We start from the raw sequence: 6,994 nt of genomic DNA, 5'->3' as shown, positions 1-6,994 counted from the left end.
TTTTTATATAGGAGTATCGCTGTATCTGTTTAATAAAATATTTCTCCAAACTTTTATCAAATAGACGTTTAGTTTCATTAGTGACTTTCCCTAATAAAGAAAAAGACTCTTTAACTAACTGTGGAATAAAGCTTTTTATTGCTGTTTGAATGACAATCTGTTCCATAATACCAAGTTTATAACTATTAACTTTGTTGCAGTTGGAGTAGAATACTCCACTTTACTATTTTATAAGAAACAAATGAAAGCGCGATAAAACTCCGTTCCGCTTTCCTACGGAATGCTACGCAAACGCGATCGCACTCCCACTGACTAATTTCCTTTTTCATTTTAATAAGCACCTGCGCAGAGCGAGCCTATTACTTCAAAAATACACTAAAATTTCTTTAAATGCAACCACCCTGTATTTCTTATATATCAATACTTATAAGAAATGGCCAATGAGAACGCGTTCGCACCCAAATCCCCCATTTTTGGGCCATAAAGAGCTACTTTCAACTTTTTTTGCAAAAATCAGTTTAAATTCCTAATACATTTGGCAAAAATGATAATTTTAAATTATGAAGCGATTCATTAAACCCTAAAAAGCTTACAGGTAAAGATTTTCAGTCAAACTAACACCAGCAAAAATTAAATATAAACCTTCTTCTTTTTTCCTTCCTACTTCTTCCTTATAAAATAGTGCTATCTAAAATATTTATTCTAAAATCTAAAAAGAATGTCATTTGTTGGCCTACATATTCATAGCGACTATAGCCTATTAGACGGAGCATCCCAATTACCACAATTAATAGATAGGGCGGTAGAACTAGGAATGCCAGCTATTGCTCTGACAGACCACGGGGTAATGTACGGGGCGATTCAATTAATTAAACTGTGTAGAAATAAAGGAATTAAACCCATAATTGGGAATGAAATGTATGTGATAAATGGAGATATTGAAAAACAGCAACGAGGGAAAAAATTTCACCAGGTCGTATTAGCAAAAAATACTCAAGGCTATAAAAATTTAGTCAAACTAACAACACTTTCTCACCTGCATGGTTTTCAAGGAAAAGGTATATTTGCTCGACCTTGTATTAATAAAGAATTGTTGGAAAAATATCACGAAGGTCTGATAGTAACTAGCGGATGTTTGGCAGGCGAAGTACCTCAAAATATTATGCAGGGAAAATACGAGGAAGCTAAGAAAGTAGCCAAGTGGTACAAAGATTTATTTGGAGAAGATTATTATTTAGAAATTCAAGACCATGGTTTCCAAGAAGATAGGGTAGTAAATACTGGAATTGTCAAAATTGCTGAGAAATTAAAGATAAAAATAGTAGCCACAAACGACTCTCATTTTATTTCTTGTCGAGATGTAGAAGCACACGACGCTTTGTTGTGTATTAACACTCAAAAATTAATATCTGAAGAAAAGCGGATGCGGTATAGTGGCACCGAATATTTAAAGTCTGCTGAAGAGATGAAGCAACTATTTAGAGACCACTTAAAAAATGAAGTGATAGAAGAGGCAATTGCCAATACATTAGAAGTAGAAAAGAAAGTTGAAAAATATGAAGGAATTTTAGGGGAGCCAAGAATTCCTGATTATCCTATTCCACCAGACCATAATGCCGATACTTATCTAGAACAACTTTCCTGGGATGGATTATTAGAAAGACTGAAACTTAAACAAAGAAGTGAAATTTCGCCAGTTTATAAAGAGCGGATGGAGACTGAATTAAAAGTTCTTCAAGATAAAGGTTTCTCTACATATTTTTTGGTGGTTTGGGATTATATAAAACATGCCAGAGATAATAATATTCCTGTCGGACCAGGTAGGGGAAGTGCTGCTGGTTCATTAGTTGCTTATTCTTTGCGAATTACTAATATAGATCCGGTGCATCATGGCTTGTTATTTGAAAGATTTTTGAATCCTGAACGGAAGTCAATGCCAGATATTGATACAGACTTCTGTATTGAAAACCGAGATGTAATGATTGATTATGTGACTGAACGGTATGGGGAAGAGAGAGTTGCTCAAATTATTACTTTTAACAGGATGACATCTAAGGCAGTATTAAAAGATGTGGGGAGAGTGTTGGGTGTTTCATTTGGGGAAGCAAATAAAATGGCAAAGTTAATTCCTGTTGCACGGGGTAAACCAGCTAAGTTAAAAGTGATGACTTCTGATCAAACTCCTTCCCCAGAATTTAAGGAAGCTTATGAGAATCAAGAAACACCAATTGAAGATAATGAAGGGGGAGAAGTTAAGACAATTTCTATCCGACAATGGATAGATATGGCAATTAGAATTGAGGGGACGAATAAAACTTTTGGAGTACACGCAGCAGGAGTAGTAATTTCTAAGGAACCTCTGGATGAAATTGTGCCTTTGCAAAGAAATAATGATGGCTCGGTGATTACTCAGTATCACATGGAAGATATAGAATCTTTGGGTTTGTTGAAGATGGATTTTTTGGGATTGAAAAATTTGACTATTATCCAGAATACTGCCGACTTAATTGAAACAAATCATCATATTCCTTTGGTTCCAGACGAGTTGCCTGCTAATGAAAGAAAGGCAATGGAAATTTTGGCAAGAGGCAATATTAAGAAAATGCCAGATGATGTAAAAAAGACTTATGACTTGATTAAGTCTGGAGATTTGGAAGGAGTATTTCAGTTGGAATCTTCTGGGATGGTAGATGTTGTGAAAAAATTGAAGCCTACTTCTATTGAAGATATTTCTTCTATCTTGGCATTGTATCGCCCCGGACCTTTGGATGCTGGTTTAATTCCTAAGTTTATTGACAGGAAACATGGGCGGGAAAAAATTGAATATCAAGATCCAAAGTTAGAGCCTATTTTGCAAGAAACTTATGGAGTTCTTTGTTTGTCTAAAGGAACTTTAATAGATAAACCAGATGGTTCAACAAAAACAATTGAAAATATCAAGACTGGAGAAGTAATTTTAACTTCTGATGGGAGCAATACTTGGGCAGCTAGAGTTGCTAAACAATGGAAAAGTGGTACTAAGGAAATCTTAAAAATTACCCTATCTACTGGAAAAGTAATCTATGCAGGAAAAAATCATCGCTTTTTAACCCCAGAGGGAGATAAATTTGCTTTCGAGTTAAAACCAGCACCTCAAAGTCTCAAAAATGCTCATATTTACAGTTCAGCAGTTTATGAAAAATGGCCTGTTTCCAGCAATAGTAAAGAGTTAAAGCAAAATGAAGCTTACTTGCTTGGGTTGCTTGTAGGTGATGGAAACTTAGTATCCTCAACTCCAAATATTGCTTGTTTAACAGAAAACGCTGCGATTTGGGTTGCAAATTTAATTCAAAAAACCTGGGGAGGTACTGCTAAATATTACTTTCATACTCGTTGTTGGTATGCTTACTCTAAATTTAAAACTCAACCAAAACCAACTCCGTTAACTGAGTTTATGAAACAAGTTTATAATGGTAAAAATTGGAAAGTTAAATCTATTCATAAACGTTTACCAGAAGACATTTTAGACTATAAAGAACAAGACAGAATAGACTTATTGCATGGTTTATGGGATAGTGATGGCTGCTATGGTGAGAGAAATGTATATTATCGAAGTTCTTCTTCTGAATTATTAAGACAAATTGGACAGCTTTTAGGTAGCTTAAAAATTTCATATTATATAAAAGAAAATTATGTTGGAGTAATTGATAAAACCAGATTTTCATCTATAATTGGATATCCAAAAATACCAGATAAAAAATACACAGAAATAAAAGAAAACTATTTGCCTGTTTTAGCTGCAAAACTAGCAGAAAATCTTGAAAAATCTATCAAAGAAACAGATTACTATACCAGAAAAACTGTAAAGCGATCGCTCCAAAAAGCAGTTTTATTTAGACCGACAGATTCTAATTACAAGACTAAGCTAGAAAATTGGGATGAATTTTATCGTCAAATTTATGAAAAAACTTATTTACAAGATGTAAGACTGGTCTATGTTGTTTCTGTGGAAGAAGCAGGAAAAGCAGAATGTTTCGATTTAGAAATGGAAGACCAAAACTCACCTTATTTTCTAGCCGAAGGAGTAGTTGTTCATAATTGTTATCAAGAACAAATTATGAAAATGGCTCAAGATTTAGCAGGATATTCTTTAGGAGAAGCAGATTTATTACGCCGCGCAATGGGTAAAAAGAAGGTCTCGGAAATGGAAAAGCATCGAGAAATATTTATTGATGGTGCGACTCAAAGAGGAGTTCCTTCTGCCGTGGCACAAGATTTGTTTGAACAGATGATTAAATTCGCTGAATATTGTTTTAATAAATCCCATTCCACAGCTTATGCTTATGTAGCTTATCAAACTGCCTATTTAAAAGCAAATTATCCAGTCGAATATATGGCAGCCTTACTAACTGCTAATAGTGGCGACCAAGATAAAGTACAAAAATATATTGCTAATTGCCAGAAATTTAATATCGAAGTCGAACCGCCAAATATTAATAAGTCAGAAGTAGATTTTACTCCCTTGCCAAAAGTAGCTACAGGAGATACACAAAATAAAATTTTATTTGGATTATCCGCAGTAAAAAATGTAGGAGAAGGAGCAATAGAAGCAATTTTAGAAGCAAGAAAAGAAAGTGGAGAATTTAAGTCTTTAGCCGATCTATGTGACCGAGTTAATCTTAATGCTCTGAATAGTCGTACTTTAGAATCTTTAATTAAATGTGGAGCATTCGATAAAATTGAACCAAACCGTCACCAATTAATCAAAGATTTAGAAGGTGTAATGAAATGGGCACAAGATAGAAATAAAGACCGGGATATAGGGCAATTAAATTTATTTGATGTGGCAGAAACAACAATGCCTGCTTTTGATTCTGCTCCTAAATCTTCATCCGTTTCAGATTTTCCAGCCAAAGAAAAATTGCAGTATGAAAAAGAAATTCTAGGATTTTATGTATCCGACCATCCTCTCAAATATGCACATGAACAAAATCAAATTAAGGATGTTATTACTATCGCTCAAATGTCGGAAAAAAAATCTAAGTCAGCTATAAAATTAGTGGTAATGTTGGCTGGAATTAAACATCATATTACAAAAAAAGGCGACCCTATGGCATTTTTACAAGTAGAAGATATGACTGGGCAAGTAGATGCGGTAGTTTTTCCAAAAATATATGAAGAAATTAAAAAATTACTGACAGAAAATGCTCTTTTAGTCTTAAGTGGAAAAGTTGATAATAAGGATGATGAAAGTCAGTTATTAGTAGATAGTGCAGAAGCATTAGAAAAGGTAATGGCAGATGCAGTTGAACAACATAAAAAAGCAGAGACAGAATTAGATAATTATCAAAATGAATCAACAGATGAAGGGAGAAAAAATTATCAATATATTGCAGAAGTAGAAAAAACAGTAGAGCAATTAGAAAGTCAAAAAAAATCTCCTAAAAAAGATGTTAACTCAAGAGATAAAGAGATAACAATTAATCAACCTATTGCAGAAGAAGAAAAACCATTAGAGCAATTAGATAATCAAAAAAAATCTCCCAAAAAAGATGTTAACTCAAGAGATAAAGAGATAAAAATTAATCAACCTATTGCAGAAGAAGAAAAACCATTAGAGCAATTAGAGACTCAAAAAAATCCTCCGAAAAAAGAGGCTGAATTATTAATAAATGAAAATGATTCTGCTAAACCAACACAAATAATTATCTTGCAACTACCAGTAGATAAGATTCCAGAAGATGATTCCTTGTTTGAACAGATTAAAGCTATTTTGAAAGAACAATCTTCTGGAAATGAGGAAAAAGCAAATGTGGCAATAAGGGCATTAATATCTGATGATAAAGAACAAAAGTTAGTACAATTCGGTCGGCAATTTTGGGTAGAAGATGGGGAAACAACTATTAATCGTCTTCAAGATGCAAAATTTGAGGCTAAAATTTTAAATTGTGAAACGATTGATTCTAGGTAATTAATATCGTGTCATCCTTGCAGGGGATCTACGCTATTGGATAATTAGTGATAAAAAAGTCTTTGTTTGTAGTTGCACTTTAGCGCTCCATAAATATATCTAGCACCGCTAAAGCTAACATTCAGCAATTAACAATGAAGAATTATAATTAATAATTAGGGCTTGCTGATTAAATATTAAAGCATTGACGGGTAAAGGTTTGAGCAATTTTAAGTCTGGAAAAAGTACCAGCTTTTTGGTTGATCAAGCAGAAATTGTGAGCATTTTGGGTAGATTATGGCAGAAAAACCAAAGGACTATTCTTCCTCCTGCCTCCTCTAGAATTCCCATTCCTCCTGACTCCTGTACGGGCGTTTTGCTGCGCGACATATAAAGCGGAGCTTTGCGTTAGCACATGGCCGTTTCGCGGAGCGACATGTTTGCGGAGCATTCCGTCAGGAAAACGCCCCTACGACTCCTGACTCCTACCCTCACCCATAAGACTTTTGAGCGCAAACCCTAATTAATAATTAATAATTACACCTTCTTAAAAGAAGGGTATTGACTAAAAGGATTTTTTTTTATTTATCCCCTTAAAAGGGGAGGCTTCAAACCTGAATTGTTGAATGAATAATTAATTGACTATCAACTCTTAATTATTAATTATTGAAATACTTCTGTTTTTTTGCACCTTTATACTTAATACGAACTTGCTAATAATTTAAGATCATGTTACACATAACTAATAGGATTTGGAAAACTTGATTCCTGATACAGCAATTCCCATCCTGGTGAGGTACAAAATTCCAGGTTTTAGGGAACAGGGAACAGGGAACAGAGAACAGGGAATAGGGAATAGGGAATAAGGAATAAGGAATAGAAAAGAAATTAAAGATGGGTGTAACTCATAAGCTTGAGAAACGCTATATTGAGTACCTTAAGTTTACGGAAAAATAAATGTATAAAGCCTATCCATTTATCAAGGAAAAAGAAAAAGATCCTTTGAGATAATCCTTTTCTTTATAAGAATAGATAATTAGTTAATTATTAATTGTTGAACAGCTA

General features: G+C 33.9%; 1 protein-coding gene. It reads left to right on the top strand.

Annotation, left to right across the window (positions count from 1 at the left end):
• Positions 1 to 718 precede the first annotated feature (718 nt).
• The gene (dnaE, locus tag AFK68_RS36940) at positions 719 to 5,950 is read left to right on the top strand and encodes a DNA polymerase III subunit alpha (RefSeq protein ID WP_094673838.1); all 5,232 of its coding nucleotides are present in this window, start codon (positions 719 to 721) and stop codon (positions 5,948 to 5,950) included.
• The last annotated feature ends 1,044 nt before the right edge of the window (positions 5,951 to 6,994 follow it).

Origin of the sequence: Hydrocoleum sp. CS-953 (assembly GCF_002260545.1) — a bacterium.
GTDB lineage: Bacteria > Cyanobacteriota > Cyanobacteriia > Cyanobacteriales > Microcoleaceae > Trichodesmium.
This window is presented reverse-complemented; position numbering and strand designations above follow the sequence as displayed.